The organism is Pseudoxanthomonas sp. LjRoot204_2, from assembly GCF_056175765.1.
Genome location: NZ_JBGFFG010000608.1, coordinates 1 through 1,562 on the forward strand (window position 1 = coordinate 1; position 1,562 = coordinate 1,562).

Here is a 1,562-nt window from a genome sequence, read left to right on the forward strand (position 1 = left end):
GTGGTGGACGGCATTGGCGCGTGAGTTCCCTTGCTCGTGGCGACCATGCCCCGGTGGCGGGGACAGGTCGAGTGTAGGCCAAAGCGTGATGGCGGGCACGCTGCGGAGCCATGCCTGTAGAGCGGCGGCGCCCGCGGATTCTTGAGTGGCTGGACGATAATCCGGCGTCGACGCTCACTGCGATGCCCCGATGTCCCGTCTCGCCTCCACCCTCGACCCACGCATTCCTGCGGGACGTGTCCGCCTGGCTGCGATGGCCGCGATGGCCGCCGCCCTCGGCTTCCTCCTGGTCGCGGGATCGTTGCAGATGGTGCGTGGCGATCTGGACTGGCAGCGCGCAACGCTGAGCCAGTACCTGCTCGGTCCCTGGGGACTGCTGCTGCGTAGCCTCTATTGCACGCTGGCGGTGGCCATCGTGGTGCTGGCGTGGGCGCTGCATGCGCAGTTGTCGGCGACGGCGCGCAGCGCGGCACCGCTGCTGCTGTTCAGCACGGGCGCCTTCGCGCTGGCGGGCGTGGCGATAGGCGATTCGTGGTTGCCGCAGGTCGCGCCGGACTTCCACGCCTGGTTCCATCACACCTGCGCGATCACCGCGTTCCTGTGCGTCACCACCGGGATGCTGCTGCAGGCGTGGCGTTTCCGGCTGGACGCTCGTTGGCGCCGCCATTTTCCGGTGGCGGCTGCATGGTCGAGCGCCTGCTATGCGCTGCTTTGGCTGCACGCACTGTGGCCGCCGGCCGRGCAGGGGTGGGTACAGAAGCTGCTGATCGCACTGATCGTCGCGGCGATGTGGCTGGCGGGCTCGTGGCTCTGGCGGATGCAGCCCGGTGCGGGGGCCGCTTCGCGACGCTAAGCTGCAGCCTCACGACGGAGGAAACCCCATGATCCAGCGGTTCGATGTAGGCCCGCGGCTGTCCGAGATGGCCATCCACAATGGCGTGGTGTACCTGGCCGGGCAGGTCGCCGAGGACGCGACACAGGAGATCGCCGGACAGACCCAGCAGGTACTCGGCGAGATCGATGCATTGCTGGCCCGCGCAGGCACGGACAAGACGAAGATCCTGCGTGCCGAGATCTTCATCAAGGACCTGCAGGATTTCGAAGCGATGAACCGCGTGTGGGATGCATGGGTGCCGGAAGGCAATGCGCCGCCGCGCGCGACCGTGCAGGCCACCCTGGCGCGTCCCGCATGGCTGATCGAGATCGTGGTGACGGCGGCCCTCTGACCGATGGCGAAGCGCAATCCGCCACCTTGGCAGCGTCCCGCACCGATACGACGCGGTGGCCCCTCGACGCTGAGCCCGGCCCAGGTGGAAGAGGCGCGCGCCCGTGCCGTAGCCGCGGGCCGCCGGTATCCCAACCTGATCGACAACATGCACGTGGCCGCCAAGGCCAGGCGTGTGTCCGGCGTCGGCGAAACGGCGCGCGACGAAGCAGAGTGAACGTGGAAGCCGCGTGAGGACCAGCATGCACATCGCGCCGTAAATGTCTGTAATAAAACTGCTTTGAAACGCTAACCGGGCCTCAACAATCCATCGCGTATCGTGCGCCCCACGTTCCGC

The 1,562-nt window shown here is 67.6% G+C and carries 3 protein-coding genes; all 3 read left to right on the forward strand.

The window, feature by feature from the left end; translation table 11 throughout:
• Nucleotides 1–190 precede the first annotated feature (190 nt).
• Genes AC04L7_RS18335 through AC04L7_RS18345 form a run of 3 tightly spaced genes read left to right on the forward strand, consistent with a single transcriptional unit; the run spans nt 191 to nt 1,442 of the window.
• Nucleotides 191–853 (forward strand): DUF998 domain-containing protein, encoded by a 663-nt coding sequence (locus tag AC04L7_RS18335; protein ID WP_475513653.1) that lies wholly within the window; start codon nt 191–193, stop codon nt 851–853.
• Between the two features lie 28 nt (nt 854–881).
• Complete coding sequence (locus AC04L7_RS18340; RefSeq protein ID WP_435998157.1) at nt 882–1,226, forward strand: RidA family protein; 345 nt, start codon at nt 882–884, stop codon at nt 1,224–1,226.
• 3 nt (nt 1,227–1,229) lie between these two features.
• Nucleotides 1,230–1,442, forward strand: a complete 213-nt coding sequence (locus AC04L7_RS18345) for a hypothetical protein (protein ID WP_299342302.1) — start codon at nt 1,230–1,232, stop codon at nt 1,440–1,442.
• Nucleotides 1,443–1,562 lie beyond the last annotated feature (120 nt).